General features: G+C 44.0%; 17 protein-coding genes and 1 tRNA gene. 4 read left to right on the top strand and 14 right to left on the bottom strand.

What is annotated here, in order from left to right:
- Nucleotides 1-4: 4 nt before the first annotated feature.
- The 7 genes from L4C39_RS08175 to L4C39_RS08145 form a co-directional block, all read right to left on the bottom strand.
- Nucleotides 5-862, bottom strand: a complete 858-nt coding sequence (locus L4C39_RS08175) for a carbohydrate ABC transporter permease (protein ID WP_371711076.1) — start codon at nucleotides 860-862, stop codon at nucleotides 5-7.
- The gene (locus tag L4C39_RS08170; RefSeq protein WP_099166264.1) at nucleotides 859-1797 is read right to left on the bottom strand and encodes a carbohydrate ABC transporter permease; all 939 of its coding nucleotides are present in this window, start codon (nucleotides 1795-1797) and stop codon (nucleotides 859-861) included. The genes L4C39_RS08175 and L4C39_RS08170 overlap by 4 nt, the downstream gene beginning before the upstream one ends.
- Nucleotides 1798-1941: 144 nt before the next feature.
- Nucleotides 1942-3189 (bottom strand): ABC transporter substrate-binding protein, encoded by a 1248-nt coding sequence (locus L4C39_RS08165; protein ID WP_429745327.1) that lies wholly within the window; start codon nucleotides 3187-3189, stop codon nucleotides 1942-1944.
- A 98-nt stretch (nucleotides 3190-3287) separates the two neighbouring features.
- Nucleotides 3288-4742 carry an ATP-binding protein gene (locus L4C39_RS08160; protein ID WP_429745325.1) on the bottom strand — a complete coding sequence of 485 codons (1455 nt, stop codon included), beginning with the start codon at nucleotides 4740-4742 and terminating at the stop codon, nucleotides 3288-3290.
- A 33-nt stretch (nucleotides 4743-4775) separates the two neighbouring features.
- Entirely contained in the window at nucleotides 4776-5504 is a 729-nt protein-coding gene (locus tag L4C39_RS08155) for a response regulator (protein ID WP_017053353.1), read from the bottom strand.
- A 284-nt stretch (nucleotides 5505-5788) separates the two neighbouring features.
- Nucleotides 5789-6418 carry a LysE family translocator gene (locus tag L4C39_RS08150; protein WP_171756140.1) on the bottom strand — a complete coding sequence of 210 codons (630 nt, stop codon included), beginning with the start codon at nucleotides 6416-6418 and terminating at the stop codon, nucleotides 5789-5791.
- Nucleotides 6419-6720: 302 nt separating this feature from the next.
- Nucleotides 6721-6797, bottom strand: a tRNA-Arg gene (locus L4C39_RS08145).
- A 214-nt stretch (nucleotides 6798-7011) separates the two neighbouring features.
- On the opposite strand from L4C39_RS08145, the gene folD reads away from it, so the two are divergent.
- The gene (gene folD, locus L4C39_RS08140; RefSeq protein ID WP_136993956.1) at nucleotides 7012-7866 is read left to right on the top strand and encodes a bifunctional methylenetetrahydrofolate dehydrogenase/methenyltetrahydrofolate cyclohydrolase FolD; all 855 of its coding nucleotides are present in this window, start codon (nucleotides 7012-7014) and stop codon (nucleotides 7864-7866) included.
- Nucleotides 7867-8190: 324 nt separating this feature from the next.
- On the opposite strand, the gene L4C39_RS08135 is transcribed toward folD, so the two are convergent.
- Complete coding sequence (locus L4C39_RS08135) at nucleotides 8191-9156, bottom strand: lytic murein transglycosylase (protein ID WP_429745524.1); 966 nt, start codon at nucleotides 9154-9156, stop codon at nucleotides 8191-8193.
- Nucleotides 9157-9224: 68 nt separating this feature from the next.
- Nucleotides 9225-9506, bottom strand: a complete 282-nt coding sequence (locus L4C39_RS08130; RefSeq protein WP_017051320.1) for a YcgL domain-containing protein — start codon at nucleotides 9504-9506, stop codon at nucleotides 9225-9227.
- Nucleotides 9507-9692: 186 nt separating this feature from the next.
- On the opposite strand from L4C39_RS08130, the gene minC reads away from it, so the two are divergent.
- Genes minC through minE form a run of 3 tightly spaced genes read left to right on the top strand, consistent with a single transcriptional unit; the run spans nucleotide 9693 to nucleotide 11456 of the window.
- Nucleotides 9693-10355, top strand: coding sequence for a septum site-determining protein MinC (gene minC, locus L4C39_RS08125; RefSeq protein ID WP_017051321.1), 663 nt, complete (start codon nucleotides 9693-9695; stop codon nucleotides 10353-10355).
- A gap of 18 nt (nucleotides 10356-10373) precedes the next feature.
- Entirely contained in the window at nucleotides 10374-11186 is an 813-nt protein-coding gene (gene minD / locus L4C39_RS08120; RefSeq protein WP_017051322.1) for a septum site-determining protein MinD, read from the top strand.
- A 6-nt stretch (nucleotides 11187-11192) separates the two neighbouring features.
- On the top strand, nucleotides 11193-11456 hold the full coding sequence (minE, locus tag L4C39_RS08115) for a cell division topological specificity factor MinE (protein WP_017051323.1): 264 nt from the start codon (nucleotides 11193-11195) through the stop codon (nucleotides 11454-11456).
- Nucleotides 11457-11576: 120 nt separating this feature from the next.
- Here minE and rnd read toward each other — a convergent pair whose 3' ends face one another.
- The 5 genes from rnd to tsaB form a co-directional block, all read right to left on the bottom strand.
- Nucleotides 11577-12698, bottom strand: coding sequence for a ribonuclease D (rnd, locus tag L4C39_RS08110; protein ID WP_029203230.1), 1122 nt, complete (start codon nucleotides 12696-12698; stop codon nucleotides 11577-11579).
- 255 nt (nucleotides 12699-12953) lie between these two features.
- A complete protein-coding gene (fadD, locus tag L4C39_RS08105) occupies nucleotides 12954-14654 on the bottom strand; it encodes a long-chain-fatty-acid--CoA ligase FadD (RefSeq protein WP_017051325.1) in 1701 nt (566 codons plus the stop codon).
- A gap of 108 nt (nucleotides 14655-14762) precedes the next feature.
- On the bottom strand, nucleotides 14763-15617 hold the full coding sequence (locus L4C39_RS08100; RefSeq protein WP_429745321.1) for an alpha/beta fold hydrolase: 855 nt from the start codon (nucleotides 15615-15617) through the stop codon (nucleotides 14763-14765).
- Nucleotides 15618-15661: 44 nt separating this feature from the next.
- Nucleotides 15662-15961, bottom strand: coding sequence for a hypothetical protein (locus tag L4C39_RS08095; RefSeq protein WP_017051327.1), 300 nt, complete (start codon nucleotides 15959-15961; stop codon nucleotides 15662-15664).
- 98 nt (nucleotides 15962-16059) lie between these two features.
- Nucleotides 16060-16761 carry a tRNA (adenosine(37)-N6)-threonylcarbamoyltransferase complex dimerization subunit type 1 TsaB gene (gene tsaB / locus L4C39_RS08090; RefSeq protein ID WP_429745319.1) on the bottom strand — a complete coding sequence of 234 codons (702 nt, stop codon included), beginning with the start codon at nucleotides 16759-16761 and terminating at the stop codon, nucleotides 16060-16062.
- Between the last annotated feature and the right edge of the window lie 8 nt (nucleotides 16762-16769).

Here is a 16769-nt window from a genome sequence, read left to right as displayed (position 1 = left end):
ATAATTATCCTTTTACTGATCCGGCGGTTAAACCACGAACAAAATATTTTCCTGCGAAGACATACACCAATAGCGTTGGCAGTGCGGCGATGATCGCGGCAGCCATATCGACGTTATACTCTTTTACGCCAGTGCTGGTGTTGACTAAGTTATTTAATGCCACGGTAATCGGCTGCGTCTCTGCCCCCGAATAGACTACTCCGAACAAGAAATCATTCCAGATTGCGGTGAACTGCCAGATCACCGTCACCATGATGATCGGTGTGGAGATCGGTAATAAGATCTTGAAGAAAATGGTAAAGAAGCCAGCGCCATCAAGCTTTGCCGCCTTGATCAATTCATCAGGAATAGAGATGTAGAAATTACGGAAAAACAACGTAGTAAATGCCATGCCATAGATAACGTGCACAATCACCAAGCCTATGGTTGTGTTGGCTAAACCCATCTTGCCAAGCATGGTTGCCATTGGTAGCAGTACCACTTGGAATGGAATAAAGCAGCCAAAGAGCAACAAGCTAAAGAACAGGTTCGATCCTCTGAATTGCCACTTCGTCACTACATAGCCATTGAATGCACCGAGCAATGTAGAGATCGTGACCGCTGGGATCACCATTTGGAATGAGTTCCAGAAATAGCCTTTAATACCTTCACATTTCACACCCGTACAGGCGGTATCCCACGCTTTATACCAAGCATCAAACACCCACTCTTTTGGCAAGCTCATCAAGTTGCCCGCCTTAATGTCAGGCAAGGTTTTGAATGAAGTCAGCACCATTACAAATAGTGGCATTAAGTACACTAAACAGAAGAAAATCAGCGCTGAGTAGATAAACATTCGAGCAAAATTAATATTGTTCATCATGACTTTTTCTCCCTAAGTTCAGAGTAAAGGTAAGGCACGAGAATCGCTAAAATACCAGCAAGCATCATCATGGCGCTGGCAGCACCAAGACCAATTTGGCCGCGAGTAAAGGAGTGTGCGTACATGAAGAGCGCTGGTAAATCCGATGAATAGCCTGGGCCACCTGCCGTCATTGCAGTCACAAGGTCGAAGCTCTTAATCGCAATATGAGAGGTGATGATCACCGCACTGAAAACCACAGGGCGCAAGCAAGGCAGAATGATTTTGAGATAGATGGTAGGCAAGCTTGCTCCATCAATTTGAGCGGCCTTGATGATTGATGAATCGATACCGCGAAGGCCCGCTAAGAACATCGCCATCACGAAGCCTGATGATTGCCAAAGTGCCGCGATAACCAAGGTATAGACTGACATTTCAGAATCAACTAACCAATCAAATTTGAAGTCGGTAAATCCCCAATCTTGCATCAGCTTTTCAATACCAAGACCCGGATTAAGAATCCATTTCCACGCCGTACCTGTCACGATGAATGACAGCGCCATTGGGTAGAGATAGATAGTACGAATTGCCCCTTCTTGACGGATATTCTGGTCAAGCAAGACCGCTAAACCAACACCAAGCAAGATGGCAATCGCCATAAATAGAAAACCAAACAAACCGAGGTTGGTGATTGAGGTGATCCAGCGATCGTTATCCATCAGCTTTTCATATTGGGTTAAACCAACGAAGTTAAAGCTCGGCAGAAATCGAGAGTTGGTGAACGACAACGCTGCCGTCCAGAATATATAGCCGTAGATACACACCACGGTCACTAACGCGGTGGGCGCCAGTACTATTTTAGGTAACCAATGTTGCAACCTGTCAGCAAAACTCGGTTTCGGTGCAGGCTGGCTCCTTGTGGGTTTTGGAGTCGACTCAGTCAAAACATGCTCCATAACTTATCCTTGTTGCACAATCGAGCCGATGGCTTACCTTTCGGCACCACATCAGCATCACGCATATCAGAATTGGGAGTGAAGAGTAGATAGGCTCCCTACGAGCCTACCCACCCTGGGGGTTTGGTGTTAGACCAAGTTAGATTAGATAGCCGCTTTCACTGCTTTCGCTAACTTAGCGGCTGCTTGTTTTGGATCGGCATTATTCTCGTTAAAGAAGTTGGTCACTACGTCATAAATCGCGCCTTGAGCGTAGCTTGTCGTCGCTAGGCCGTGAGCCATACTCGGAACAAGGTCGCCAGATTCAGCACTTGCTTTAAAGGTTGCCATTGAGTCCAACGCACATTGGTCAAACTTAGACATGTCCATATCTAGACGTACTGGGATTGAACCTTTGTTAAGGTTGAAGACTTCTTGGAAATCTTTAGTAAGAATGGTTTTTGCTAGATCTTGCTGAGCTTTTTGGTTATCTTTGTCACTTAACTCAAAGAACGCAAAGCTATCGATATTGAAGGTAAACTGGCCGTCAGTGCCCGGCGCTGGCGCACAAATGTAGTCTTTACCCGGCACTTTACCAGCGGCGGTAAATTCGCCTTTCGCCCAGTCACCCATGATTTGCATCGCTGCTTCACCATTGATAACCATTGAAGTTGCTACGTTCCAATCACGACCTGGAGAGTTGCTGTCGATGTAGTCACGCATCTTTTTGAATTTGGTGAATACTTCCACCATTTTGTCGCCAGATAACACGTCCATATCAAGATCAACGAACGCTTTGTTGTAATCTTCACTGCCTAGAACATCAAGTGCAACCGCTTCGAATACCGTCGCGTCTTGCCAAGGTTGACCACCGTGAGCCAATGGAATGAAGCCTGCTGCTTTGATCTTGTCTGCCGCGACAAAGAACTCATCTAACGTAGTTGGAACCGTAACACCTGATTTTTCTAAAACAACAGGGTTAGCCCAAAGCCAGTTAACACGGTGAACGTTGACAGGAACCGCCACATATTCGCCATCCCATTTCATCACTTTAGTCACAACCGCTGGTAGAAGATCATCCCACTTTTCTTGTTTCGCTGTTGCATCGAGAGACGTTAGAAAACCTAAGCCACCCCACTCTTGAATATCATGACCTTTGATCTGCGCCGCAGATGGTGGGTTACCAGAGACTGCTCGCGTTTTTAAAACGGTCATCGCACTTTCACCACCACCACCAGCCACTGCAAAATCTTTCCATGTATGGCCTTGTGTTTCAATCATCTCTTTCAGTACCGCTGCAGATTTCGCTTCGCCACCAGCCGTCCACCAGTGAAGCACTTCCACCTCACCCGCTTGAGAGAATGTTGAGGCTGCAAGAAGAGATAGAGTAAGTAGGGTTTTATTGAGTTTCATTATGTTCTTCCATGTTTGTCCGGTTCAATAGAGAGTCTACTTAATCTGATTGATAAGATTGAAACAAAAGGTAAGCCCCATGTAACACAATTGTTACATTAGACATCCAGACTACGTGGTATAAAGACTTGCGCGATTAATCCGCTATTTAGTGAGTTGCTGATAATGAGATCTCCCCCATGTCCATGAAGAATATTACGGCAGATCCCAAGCCCTAAACCATGACCTTCACTGTCAGTTGCAATCCGAAAGTAAGGTTCGAATACGGCTTCTAACTTATCTTCGGGGATCCCTTCGCCGTGATCAGTAATGGTGATCGCGACCCAGTCATCGAACTCTTCCAGCGTTACGTTGACTCGGTGGCCATACTTCACACCGTTATCAATCAGGTTGGTTAATACTCGTTTAATCGCTAAAGGCTTCGCTACAATCGGTTCAATATCAGTACGAGAAAACTCAACCTTTATTGTTTTCTGATTATGGGATTCTATCACCGAAAATAGCATGTCATTGAGATCGACATAGGCGTTGTTCTCATGCAAATCCGTATCGCGAACGCATTGCAACGCCCCTTTCACCATGATCTCTAACTCATCAAGATCGCGATTGAACTTGTTTCGCTTTACCTCATCTTCCAGCAATTCAGCTCGTAACCTCAACCGAGTAATAGGCGTTTTGAGATCGTGAGAGATCGCAGAAAAGAGATGTTCTCTATCTGCCACATAACGCCTAATACGCATCTGCATTCGATTAAAAGCACGCGTCGCGGTGACCAGTTCTGTCGCTCCTTCTTCACGTAATGGCGGTTGATCGATATCCATACTCATTTCATTCGCAGCTTTGGCTAAGTTTTTTAATGGCCTGACCTGACGCCGTATCATCAGGTATGTAAGTACTAACAACAAAATCGTCGAGAAGAGCAAAAACATCATCTGTTCTCGCCCTAAAATGGTGTCATCTAAGCTGACATAAGGAGCCGGAAGTAAAGCCGCGATGTAGACCCATTCATGTTCGGCAAGCTGAATTTGGACCACCAACACAGGAGGGTTCAGTGGCTCTAAGGTCAAAGTGTGGTGCGCCCATGACTTGGGGAGGTCGCTAAGATAAATGTCATTTTTCAACAAGCGTAGTTTTTCAGGTGGTGAAAAATCAACCAACACGGTTTCCACTTTATTGAGCTTACTCTCCAGCACATGTTTCACTGAATCCATCGCGACCAGTTTCAATTGGGTATCCGGAATCGGCTCAACGATGAGTTCGTTTTTATTGAATGAGACAAAGAAGCGAGTGCCCCCCATATTGCGGATTTGGTCCAATACGATATGGCGATATTTTACGGGAAGCGACTGAAAAAAGGTGACGGTTGAGGCAAACATATTTGCCATACTGGCAGAAGTAGAACGAATACCCTCAAGCTCTTTCTGCTTTGACTGATGGTACCAAATTCCTGTCGCCACACCTTGAGCCAGAACCACAGCAATAAGCGTCAACCACAAGGTTCTTGCCACTAAAGAGTTGGGGCGAAGTACACTGAATGGCTCTTTGCGCTTCATGCTCGTTCCTCATCCATTGATTAACATCTGAAGTTAATGCTCAATATTGACAGGAACTGCCAGAATATAGCCGTTTCCACGCATGGTTTTAATATAGTGAGGGTATTTACCGCTATCACCCAACCGTTGACGCAAACGACTGAGTTGAACATCAATCCCGCGTTCAAACGGTAAGGCTTCTCTGCCTCGAGTCGCGAATGAGATGGTATCTCGATCTAAGACTTCATTAGGACGCGACAAAAACAGCATCAACAGAGAAAAGTCACTCCCTGACAGGTCATGCTCATCGTTATTCTCAAGGTTGATGATTCGGTGCGCTAAAGTATCGAGCTGCCAATCACCAAACGTGATCAACTTAGGAAGTGCATCGCTCGGTTTCTCATCACTAGCCTGAACGCGACGTAGCAAGGCTTTTATTCGCGCCATTAACTGACGAGGGCTGAATGGCTTCGCGATATAATCATCAGCACCAATTTCAAGACCAATGATTTGATCGGTCTCATCGGACACCGCTGTCAGCATAATAATGGGAACGTTGGAGTGTTTTCGAACTTTTTGACACAATGTGAATCCATCTTCACCCGGTAACATTACATCAAGCAAAATCAGGTCAGGATAACCGTTAACTTCTATTGCTTGCGCTAGCTCCACACCATCACTGACAGACGACACAAAAAATCCAGACTTGGTGAGATACTCTTCTAGTAGCTCTCGGATCTCCTGATCATCATCAACAACCAGTATGTGAGTCTTTGTGTGCATCCCTAAACCTTTTTCATTACACCGAATTAACACAGTGTAAGTCTGGCTGATACGTTTAATCATGCCTATTTATATAATTATTAGAGACTAAGCAGGGCAATGATCACAATTTACACTGACTAGAAACTTAGCCAAGGTTTTTGATGTGCACCTAATTTGGATTTTTTGCCTCAAGCCTGATAACGATACCAATGTTGCCACGAGAATGTTACCACCGAGAATCCGCAGCAACATCGAATCCGCTATAACCAAAAGAATTCCCGATCACTTAAAGAGTTAAGGGCTTAAGAGCGACTGGTGGTGGAAAGCAATATGCCTGCACTCATAAATACACCGCCTGTAAGCTTATTAAATAACTTGGCTCTCCCTTTGGCTAATATCCAGTTTGAGGACTTAGAACCAAGATAGGCATAAAAGAGCAGCCAAGAGAGTTCCATACAAGCAAAGGTCGTCGCAAATACTGCATATTGAGCAAGCAATGAAGCGTTAGGGTCAATGAACTGTGGGAAAAGAGCGGTAAAGAATAAAATGGCTTTAGGGTTGCTGGCTCCGACAATGAAACCACTCGTAAAATGAGCGATGCGCTTCGCATTATCAGGTTGAGCCTGACCATCAATTTGATAAGACTCTTGCGTCGAGGTCAACGCTTTCCAACCTAAGTAAACCAAGTAAGCCGCCCCTGTCCATTTAACAATATTGAACACCATTTCAGATGAGGCAATTAGCACCCCTAGTCCGGTAAACGACAACGTTAAAATTCCAGTAATGGCGGTTAAGCTTCCCAAGGCCGTAAAGATCGACAACTTAAAACCTGAACTCACCGCTTTGGTCATACACAGTAGTGAACTGGGCCCTGGGGATGCGGTTAGTATCAAAACGGCAAGTAAATAGTACATCCATGTTTCTATGCTCATCATCTTCTCCTTTGATGAAAGAATCCATTCAGCCTCATGCTAATGGCGATTTACCCGTTAATCATTTCGTTCTAGTACCGCTTTAAAAGAGAGATTAAATCAACAAGTAGTAAGACAACATGCCAAACATTTTAAATGAAATCAAATGCATAAACCCTTAATTTATCAGTGGTTATTTGTATGTCGAGATAACAGCGAAGAGGAAAATCAGAGAGAGAAGAGGCATTAACAGCAGAGGTAAAATAAAAGCTCATAATGCAAAAAACCGCTACAAGCATACACTTACAGCGGTTCTTTTAATATGGTACGCCCTACAGGATTCGAACCTGTGACCACCTGCTTAGAAGGCAGGTGCTCTATCCAGCTGAGCTAAGGGCGCTTTGTGGGGTGAATTATACGAGATGACAGAGCTAAAGCAACGCTTTTATCTAACATTATGATCTGAATGACCAAAAAAAGCTCAACTGGTGCTTATGTGATGAAAAATAGAACAAAGCAAACGATTGCTTAATGGAAATAAAAAACAATTTCTGCCACAATGCGCTAAAAATTATTAACATCTCTAATTTCAAGACCATTTTCTAAGGAAAGTCATGACTGCTCAAAACATTGATGGAAAGTTAATTTCTCAAACGGTTCGCTCGGAAGTCGCCGCACGTGTAAAAGCGCGAAGAGAAGCCGGACTGCGAGCTCCCGGCCTAGCGGTAGTCTTAGTCGGTGAAGATTCTGCCTCACAAGTCTATGTTGGAAGTAAGCGTAGAGCTTGTGATGAAGTTGGTTTCGTCTCAAAATCTTATGACTTACCTGCTACGGCAAGTGAAAGTGAACTGCTCGCTTTAGTTGACCAACTCAATGAAGATCCTGAAATCGATGGCATCTTAGTACAGCTACCTCTTCCTGCAGGCATTGATACCACACATATCTTAGAGCGTATCACTCCGGAAAAAGATGTTGATGGCTTCCACCCTTATAACGTCGGTCGCTTAGCTCAGCGTATCCCAAAACTTCGTTCTTGCACGCCAAAAGGGATCATCACCCTACTTGACCGCTACAATATTGATCTGCGCGGTAAACATGCAGTTGTGGTTGGTGCGTCGAACATTGTTGGCCGCCCTATGACGCTGGAACTACTTCTAGCAGGTTGTACGACGACGACTTGTCACCGTTTCACCAAAGATCTTGAAAGCCATGTACGCCAAGCGGATGTGGTTGTGGTCGCAGTGGGTAAAGCAAACTTTATCCCTGGCGCATGGATTAAAGAAGGCGCAGTTGTGGTCGATGTGGGCATCAACCGCCAAGAGTCAGGCAAGTTAGTTGGTGATGTTGAGTACGATGTCGCGAAAGAGAAAGCCAGCTTTATCACCCCAGTTCCAGGCGGCGTTGGCCCGATGACAGTAGCGAGCTTGATTGAAAATACCATGATCGCTTGTGAGCAATATCGTCGTTAAATCTAAGACTAATCGCTGCTGTCACTTGTTCTTGTTTCGAGTTCAAAGCAGCGACTGATCGATAATAGTAATGACTGCAATAACAGCGATTTAAACAAAAAAACACCGCCCATGAATAGTGAGCGGTGTTTTCGATCTAGCGGATGATTATACCAATCGTAGTAAATAACTGGTCATCCTAGCTTGTTAAAATACTCGATAACGGCGTTAGAAATTTTGATTGTAGAATAACTACTTATCGAAAATTTCTGCCTTGTTCTCAAGCATTTTTCCTGCGCTTTTTATTACCACCTACTTACTGTGATTGGTATTATTACGCTTTGACTAATGAAACTTGATTCTATCGGCCAAATGGCTAACCGCTAATGCAAAGTAATACGAGCGGTTCCACTTCATCAATACATTGTAGTTGTTGTAAATAAGATAAGCTCGCCCGTCGACATCATCAGGTAAGATCAGCCAAGCATTCAGCGGCTTGTCCAGCTTAGGAAGAGGCTTACCGTTATAACGAGTCACACCTAACGCTTGCCACTCTTCCAGCGTTTTGGCCTTCTCAGCATCACGACCTTGTAGCTCGGTAGAGATGGAGTGAGGTACTCGTACTTGCCTTCCCCACGTATAAGTATCATCCCAACCCGATTGGCTTAAATAGCTGGCCGCAGAGGCGAAAACATCCGCTTCGCTACTCCAAATATCTTTTTTGCCATCACCATTACCATCAGCAGCATAAGCTAAAAATGAAGATGGCATAAACTGAGGTTGGCCCATCGCGCCTGCCCATGAACCTTTCAAATTTTCCGGCTCAATATGACCTTCATTTAGAATGGTTAATGCTGCCATGGTCTCTTTACGGAAAAAGGCTTCACGACGCCCCTCATAAGCAAGAGTCGATAATGCATCGATGACGTTATAATTACCGGTGAATTTCCCAAAGTTACTTTCCACGCCCCATAACGCGACAATGAATCGAGGCTGAACCCCATATTCATCGCCAATCTTTTTCAGTTCGGCGTAGTGCTGCTTATAAAGGTTTTTCGCTTGTTTAACTTTCCAATCTGGCACTGCTCGTGGAATATACTCATCTAAGGTCAACTTCTTTTCAGGCTGATTACGATCCGCTGTTACTGCTCTCGGTTTGTAAGTCACGTCAGCAAACGCTTGTGATAAAATCTGCTCAGAGATCCCTTGCTCACGACCTTGCTGCTTTAATTGTTCAACATATTGCTCAAAACTGGGTTTTTCTACAGAATCGCTATCGGCATAGGCCGAAGTTGTTGAGAGACTAGCAATCCCTACACTAAGCAAGATAGACAGTACTGATTTCAAACGGGCTCCTTAAGCTAATTAGCTTTCATTTTTTAGCTCTTACGTTGTTGTGCTTTTCGTTCTTTGTGTTGCTCTAATAAGTTTTCTGGCGGTGGTGGTAACTGCAAGAAGTAGCCATCCGAGGCTAACGACTCTTTCACCTTTTCGATATCAACTTGAGCCAGTGTGCGGCCTTCCGTCTTGATAACCATAACAAAGCTAGGTTTGCCGAACATCTGCATCAAAGTGTCAGGAACTTGTGAAAAATCATCCTTTTTGGGGATGTATAAGTATGTACCTTCTTTCTTTGAGCTTTTATAAATAGAACACAGCATGACAAGCCTTCTTTAGTAATTCTCTCTGCCAATACAGAGATTCTTTATGAATTCTCAATCTTTATACAATTTTGAGAATAAAACGTTCATTTGACAACAAGATAACTTGCTGTGCTTGAATTGGGAATATAACATGACATGCCTAGTTTCAGGCAATGCCTATTCCACTGAGGTCTTAAGTTTTCGATGTCTACTACACCAGACCTAAAAGGTAGCAGCTTTACTCTATCAGTTTTGCATTTATCTGATAATCAAGTTGCTAGTACGGTTGATTTTTTAAATGAGAAAGTGGCTCAAGCCCCCTCTTTCTTCGCTTCTGCTCCTGTTGTGATTAACATCAGTAAAGTTCAAGGCGATATTGATTTCGCGGAACTGAAGCAAGGCATCACCAACGCGGGGATGATTCCTGTTGGTGTTACTGGCTGCAAAGATAAACGTGAGCAAAACTTAGCCTCTGAAGCTGGGTTCGCAGTGATGACGGCAAGTAAAACGCCTTCACAAGCGCCTGCAAAAATGGCTCCCACAAAAATTGTCCGAACGCCTATTCGTTCAGGCCAGCAAGTTTACGCAAAAGATGCCGATCTGGTTATTTTGAACCATGTCAGTGCCGGAGCTGAGGTGATTGCCGATGGTAGCATTCACATTCATGGGACGTTGCGTGGTCGCGCTATCGCAGGGGCAAGCGGTCAAAAAGAAGCAAAAGTGATTTGTAACGATTTACAAGCCGAGCTGGTTTCCATTGCAGGAAATTACTGGCTCAGCGATCAAATTGAAAGTGAGTACTGGCAGAAAAAAGTGATGCTAAGCATGACTGATGACGTTCTCCATTTAGATGTACTCAGTATTTAAATTATTAAGGATAAAATAATGGCACGCATTATTGTTGTAACGTCAGGTAAAGGTGGGGTTGGGAAGACGACATCCAGCGCCGCTATCGCATCGGGCCTTGCTTTAAAAGGCAAGAAAACCGCGGTAATTGATTTTGATATTGGCTTACGAAATCTTGATTTGATCATGGGCTGTGAACGCCGCGTTGTTTATGATTTTGTAAACGTGATCAACGGTGAAGCGACTCTGAATCAAGCGATGATCAAAGATAAGCGCACTGAGAATCTTTTCATTCTTCCTGCATCCCAAACTCGTGATAAAGATGCGCTGACAAAAGATGGCGTAAAACGAGTATTCGCTGAACTGGATGAGATGGGCTTTGATTTTATTATCTGTGATTCTCCTGCGGGTATCGAGCAAGGTGCGTTAATGGCGCTATACTTTGCTGATGAAGCAATCGTCACGACTAACCCAGAAGTCTCTTCTGTTCGCGATTCAGACCGAATTTTGGGCATTCTTGATTCTAAGTCTCGCCGAGCGGAGGAAGGGTTAGAACCTGTTAAACAGCACCTCTTGCTAACTCGTTACAACCCAGCTCGTGTTAATCAAGGTGAAATGCTTAGCGTAGAAGATGTAGAAGAGATCCTACATATCTCATTGCTAGGGGTTATTCCTGAAAGCCAAGCAGTACTCAATGCATCAAATAAAGGTGTGCCCGTTATTTTTGATGAACAATCTGATGCTGGTATGGCCTATGACGATGCTGTTGCCCGTCTATTGGGTGAGCAAGTAGATTTTCGCTTCCTAGTTGAAGAGAAGAAAGGCATTTTCAAACGACTATTTGGGGGCTAATTTGTCATGTCATTATTAGAGTTTTTCCGTCCACAAAAAAAGACAACCGCTAACTTGGCGAAAGAACGCCTGCAAATTATTGTTGCAGAGCGCCGTAGCCATAATGATCCCGCACCATCTTATTTGCCTCAACTAAAAGAAGATATTCTTAAAGTGATCGCTAAATACGTTGACGTTGACCCATCAATGGTTGACCTTTCATTTGAGCACAAAGGCGATGACATTTCGGTTTTAGAACTGAATGTTAAATTACCAGACGACGAAAAGTAATTTGGCGTACCGCGAGTAAATACGTTCAAAATAACGTAATGCGTTAAAAGTCACAGATACAAAAAGGGTGAAAACGTCATCGACATTTTCACCCTTTTTTATGTTCTGGGTTCAGTACAATTAAGCTTCAAGCAACTTATCTAAACGTTGACCTAAAATCTCCAATCTCCAACCTTGCATCACATCCGGCAACTTCGCTGAATCTCGGTTTTTCTTCCAAACCCAGTTCAAGAATTGATTTAGCTGTTTCTTTGAAGCCAAAAACTCTGGTGATAGCCCTGACGATTGTGACACTCGCTTTACTTCATCTTTAAGCACTTTAAAAATCTGCTTGTAGCCCGGGTAGTCCATCAAACGTTCAATAGCATCTGGATATTCATCTTCTGGCGTTTGCTCTGCCGCACTAATAATTGACGCTATTTTTGCACCGTGGCGACGAATAGAGCGAGGATCAATACCTTCTTGTTCCATTTGCCTTTGGTTCTTCATCGAGAATCGTGCAACCGTCCATAATTCTTGCTCTTTAAAGACAAAATTAAGCGCTAAATCACGACGAATCGCTTCTTGGTAACGCCACGTTGCCAACGGCTTCAGAATAGCCAGTTGCTGCGGTGTAAGCTGCCACGCCCCTTTGATATTGGTATAAACCATTTCAGGGTCAATATTTTTGATTCGCTTAGAGACCAATAAATCAGACTCTTGCTGCGCGGCTTCCCACCAGCCGGCCTCGGTTACTTTTTCAAGTAACTTCTCATAAAGCGGCATTAAGTAGAATACGTCCGCTGCCGCATATTCGAGTTGGCGAGTGGTAAGAGGACGAGCAACCCAGTCAGTTCTTGACTCACTCTTATCTAATTCAATGCCGATAAACTCATTCACTAATGTCGCAAAACCTGTCGATAAGCCGTGGCCTAAAAATGCCGCCATCACTTGCGTATCAACCATTGGGAATGGCGTGCAACCAAATGAGTTTTGGAACACTTCGAGATCTTCACCGCAAGCATGCAACACTTTCAGAACTGATGTGTCTTGCAGCAGTGAAACGAATGGTGTCATGTCATCCAAAGCAACCGGATCGATAAGTGATAATGTTTTACCATCAAATAACTGTATCAAGCCTAAGATTGGATAGAAGGTTCTGGTGCGGACAAACTCGGTATCTAGCATCACAACATCAACTTCACGGGCTTGTTGGCAAACTCGCTCTAGATCTTTCAACTCGGTAATGATTTGGTAATTCACAAATACTCTCTCGAAACTCTTATCTGTATAAGAGCAATAAAAAATGCCGGCATTAGCGGCCGGCATTTTATCATTAAACCTATGTAGCGTGTTGTACTTATTGTTCAAATCATCGCGCTACACAACACTCACCCTTATAAAGCTTATGCGCATAGCACTTCATCTATAAATACTACGCAAGCCATTATCCGCTAAAGGCTAATCTGAAAACTCAAAGTTACAAGACTTAAGTTACAAAACCTAAATTATAGAAACCTAAGCGGCTGGTTTTGAAGATTGCTCGATTCTCGCGTCATTCTCTTCTCGAAGCACGCGACGTAGAATCTTACCAACATTGGTTTTTGGTAGGTCTTCTTTGAATTCAACAATCTTAGGAATTTTATAACCCGTTAGATGTTCTCTACAGTGTGCGATAATCTCTTCTTTGGTTAAGCTAGGATCACGTTTAACCACATAGATTTTCACCAGTTCGCCAGAAACATCATGTGGCTGACCGATTGCCGCAACTTCAAGCACTTTGCCGTGTAGAGCAACGACGTCTTCAATCTCATTCGGGTAAACATTGAAACCAGAAACCAAGATCATATCTTTTTTACGATCAACAATATGCAAGAAACCATCATCATCAAACTTCACGATATCGCCAGTGGATAACCAGCCATCTTGATCGATCACATCTTTAGTCGCTTCAGGACGCTGCCAGTAACCTTGCATCACTTGCGGGCCACGAACCTGCAATTCGCCCACTTGATCATTACCAATATGATTACCTTCTTCATCAACAATTCGAACTTCAGTCGAAGGAACCGGTAAGCCAATCGATCCATTATATTCAGTTAAATCATAAGGGTAAGCGGCAACTAAAGGTGAACACTCTGTCAGCCCGTAGCCTTCTAATAAGTAACCACCTGTGATTTTCTTCCACTGGTCAGCAACCGCTCGTTGCACTGCCATCCCACCACCAACAGCCAAACGCAGGTTACTAAAATCAAGCTCATGGAAATCTTCATTATTCACTAGCGCATTAAATAGTGTATTCACACCAGTAATCGCAGTGAAAGAGTTCTTTTGCAGCTCTTTGATAAAGCCAGGGATATCTCGTGGATTGGTGATCAACAAGTTATTACCGCCAATCTCAATGAACAGCAAGCAGTTTACCGTCAGCGCAAACACGTGGTAAAGCGGAAGAGCCGTGACGACGGTTTCGCGTCCTTCAGTAAGCACTGGCCCGTATGCACCTTTAGCTTGTAGGACATTTGCCAGCATATTACGGTGAGTCAGAATTGCACCTTTCGCCACACCAGTTGTGCCACCAGTGTATTGTAAGAATGCAATATCATCGCCCGTCATGAACGGTTTTACATACTGAAGGCGACGGCCTTTATGTAACGCTTTTCGGAAAGATATTGCACCAGGAAGATCGTATTTTGGCACCATTCCTTTGACGTATTTCACCACAAAGTCAACGATGGTTCCCTTCGCTCTTGGTAGCATTTGTCCTAAGCTGGTCAGGACAACATGCTTAACTGGCGTGTTATCCACCACTTTTTCTAACGTGCTTGCAAAGTTTGAGACAATCACAATAGCTTTTGCATCCGCATCGTTGAGTTGGTGTTCTAACTCACGAGGGGTGTAAAGAGGGTTCACATTGACTGCAATCATACCCGCACGTAGTACACCAAATAGCGCTACTGGGTATTGCAATAAGTTTGGCATCATCAACGCAACACGATCGCCTTTTTGCAATTTTAAATCATTTTGCAAATATGCAGCGAATGCTCGGCTACGCTCTTCCAATTTACGGAAAGTCATCACCGAACCCATATTCATAAATGCTGGCTGATCCGCATACTTCTGTACGGACTGCTCAAACATATCGATTAATGAATGGTATTGATCTGGGTTAATTGTTTCTGGTACGTCATTTGGATAGCGTGTTAGCCAAGGTTTATCCACAATAAAATTCCTCGTAATTGGGCTGACGGTCTTATTGCCGCGATTAATCAATTGCAGACTATTACAGCACAGCCGGAGCACTTGAGCACGAAACACTCAAACACTTGTTTAAATTTTGTTAACTAAGCCAAGAATTAGCTCTGAAACACGTTCTGGATATTCCAAATGACAATGATGCCCACCTGGAATTGTAACTAATTTCGCTCGAACATTATGAAAGGTGTCGCTATCATTCAACAAATAGTCAAAACCGTTATCACCGAGAATGATCAGCTGCTCACATTGAATCGCCATGTTAATGACTTGTGCATGTTCAGGCGACATTCGATATATTGAGTCGCACTTTAACCGCTGGTCATGACTCCAATGCCAATGACCATCTTTAAGTACGGTTCCCCGCTTCACGATAGGTGCAATGGTTTCACGTGGCAGTTCATTGACATGTGCCCGCAGCATAATGGCATCTTCTTGGCTGCGTAAAGGGCGAGAAGGCTTCCGCTGTTGTCGTTGCCTACTTAGAACCCCATTTCGCATACGCTGTACGCTCTTTTGAGGAGATTCAGAAAGAGGCCCCTTGCCTTCGATTTGAACTAATCCCGCCACTTGTTCAGGAAAGGCGGCACTATAACAACTTGCTATCAATGCACCAAGTGAATGTCCCACCAACACCAGTTTGTTTGGCGATATTTTGTGCAAAACTTGGTAAATATCATCAATATAGTCATGAAAGGGGTAATAGCTGGATGCTGATTTATGGCTTGATAAACCATGCCCCGGCAAATCAATAGCAATAGCGTGTATATGAGATGCAGGCGCAAGTTGCTCAAACACACTCAAAAAACTGGCTGCATTATCTAGCCAACCATGGATAAAGACGAGGGTTACCAGCGCGGTCGATGGTTCCCCTATTTCAATGGCAGAGATTGATCCGCTGGCGGTTGGGTACTGCGTGGCTTGGTACACAAAGAGATCCTAGAGTTATTTCACATTGAAGGGGTAAGCCCAACTTAGATGTATATATCGACGCCAAGCAGCTGAGCAAGTTCCTCTCTTTTTGCTTGGTTCATCACACCCATATACTGTTCCATAGCTTTTCTTGCTCGACCTTCAGGGGGAAGATCATATTGGATTTGAGCATCACGGATATCAGATTCGCTGACATGTTTAATTGAGTTGGCAACAGCATTCGCCACTTTAGTTGGTTGACCAACTGAAGTACTACCTTGTCCTTTTTTTACCTCGTTCTTTCTTGTCGTTTTCTTTGTATTAGGGACAATCGAAGGAGGTAAGCCATTAATTGATGCCATAAATACCCTATGCAGCAAAGCTCTCGGCTATAGTTTTAACTAAAGTCGAAAATGAAAGTGAAGACAAGTTTTGCTCGCCCTCACTTACAGTATATAGACTACTCTCGACCTGGAAGCTTTTTCCACGCCACTTTGTCTCGTAAATAGACCGGGCTTGCCTCTTCAGCCAGAACGGTATTGCCATTTTCCCATTCGTACTGCGCTAGGAATGCAATATCTTGAGCTTCAGGGAAGAGAACCTCACTTTTTTCAAGTTGAAGTGCTAAACCAGAGAATTCGTCGCTATATGCGTCCCATCCAGTACCTGAGTGACCCCAAATTAATGAATCGGGTTGAGTGTGTTCTACTAGCTCTGCTGGAGGGATCACGCATTCAGAATCCGCAACACCCCAGTTACCATCATCTTGACGAGTAAAACGTCCCCAGTAAACTTCACTCATTCGAGCATCAATCGCACAAGCAACATTGGTATGAGCATTCACACGGTATGTACCTTGAGCCATCGCGGCAAGCGTTGAAATTCCAATCATAGGAAGATCGGCACCAAACGCTAATCCTTGCGCAATTCCGATACCAATTCTTACACCGGTAAAACTACCTGGCCCACGCCCAAAAGCGAGTGCATCTAAATCGTTCAGAGAAATACCCGCTTCTTTGAGTACTTCATCCACCATTGGTAGGATCTTTTTTGTATGGTCTCGCGGTGCGATTTCACTACGAACGTAAGTCTGTCCGTTTACCATAAGTGCAACAGAACAGTTTTCTGTTGATGTGTCCAAAGCAAGAATTTTCGCGCTCATCAATATCT

Origin of the sequence: Vibrio clamense, assembly GCF_050337905.1 — a bacterium.
GTDB lineage: Bacteria > Pseudomonadota > Gammaproteobacteria > Enterobacterales > Vibrionaceae > Vibrio > Vibrio cortegadensis.
Note: the sequence above shows the minus strand (reverse complement) of the source record. Positions and strands in the feature narration are given on the sequence as shown.

Bases quoted from the DNA above. Each gene is read 5' to 3' on its own strand.
- L4C39_RS08095 (WP_017051327.1), bottom strand. From the start codon at position 15,961: ATGGCATCAATTAATGGCTTACCTCCTTCGATTGTCCCTAATACAAAG.
- L4C39_RS08155 (WP_017053353.1), bottom strand. From the start codon at position 5,504: ATGCACACAAAGACTCACATACTGGTTGTTGATGATGATCAGGAGATC.
- L4C39_RS08175 (WP_371711076.1), bottom strand. From the start codon at position 862: ATGATGAACAATATTAATTTTGCTCGAATGTTTATCTACTCAGCGCTG.
- minE (WP_017051323.1), top strand. From the start codon at position 11,193: ATGTCATTATTAGAGTTTTTCCGTCCACAAAAAAAGACAACCGCTAAC.
- L4C39_RS08130 (WP_017051320.1), bottom strand. From the start codon at position 9,506: ATGCTGTGTTCTATTTATAAAAGCTCAAAGAAAGAAGGTACATACTTA.
- tsaB (WP_429745319.1), bottom strand. From the start codon at position 16,761: ATGAGCGCGAAAATTCTTGCTTTGGACACATCAACAGAAAACTGTTCT.
- L4C39_RS08165 (WP_429745327.1), bottom strand. From the start codon at position 3,189: ATGAAACTCAATAAAACCCTACTTACTCTATCTCTTCTTGCAGCCTCA.
- L4C39_RS08160 (WP_429745325.1), bottom strand. From the start codon at position 4,742: ATGAAGCGCAAAGAGCCATTCAGTGTACTTCGCCCCAACTCTTTAGTG.
- minD (WP_017051322.1), top strand. From the start codon at position 10,374: ATGGCACGCATTATTGTTGTAACGTCAGGTAAAGGTGGGGTTGGGAAG.
- L4C39_RS08170 (WP_099166264.1), bottom strand. From the start codon at position 1,797: ATGGAGCATGTTTTGACTGAGTCGACTCCAAAACCCACAAGGAGCCAG.
- folD (WP_136993956.1), top strand. From the start codon at position 7,012: ATGACTGCTCAAAACATTGATGGAAAGTTAATTTCTCAAACGGTTCGC.
- minC (WP_017051321.1), top strand. From the start codon at position 9,693: ATGTCTACTACACCAGACCTAAAAGGTAGCAGCTTTACTCTATCAGTT.
- L4C39_RS08150 (WP_171756140.1), bottom strand. From the start codon at position 6,418: ATGAGCATAGAAACATGGATGTACTATTTACTTGCCGTTTTGATACTA.